At 55.7% G+C, this 341-nt stretch carries 1 pseudogene; it reads left to right on the forward strand.

Annotated elements, in window-relative coordinates:
- Positions 1 to 318, forward strand: a pseudogene (locus DIE22_RS37925) (3-oxoacyl-ACP synthase); the annotation flags it as partial.
- Positions 319 to 341 lie beyond the last annotated feature (23 nt).

Consider the following 341-nt stretch of genomic DNA (forward strand, 5'->3'; position numbering starts at 1 on the left):
CGTTTCGCAGCTCAGTACTTCTTTGCGGCGCGTCGACTCGCGACGCAAACGAGCGCCGAAGCAAATGTGCCACCGGCCGAGATTCAGCGCATCTTGCCTTCCCATCTGGATTTGCCAACCTGGCGCCGAATTACCGCATCGCTTGGTCTTCCAGCACAATGCCTGTTTACTGACAACTTCACCCGCATCGCGCATGTGACGGTCAGCGATCCATTCATCAATCTCGTCGACTGTGACGATCTGGTTCCCGGTAAGCCTTTCCTGCTATGCGCCCGAGGAGTGGGAGGATTTTCCGCAGCGGCGCTCTTCATTCGCTAACAGGATCGTTGAATTCAGGAAAT

It is taken from the genome of Burkholderia sp. Bp9142, from assembly GCF_003853415.1.
Lineage (GTDB): Bacteria > Pseudomonadota > Gammaproteobacteria > Burkholderiales > Burkholderiaceae > Burkholderia.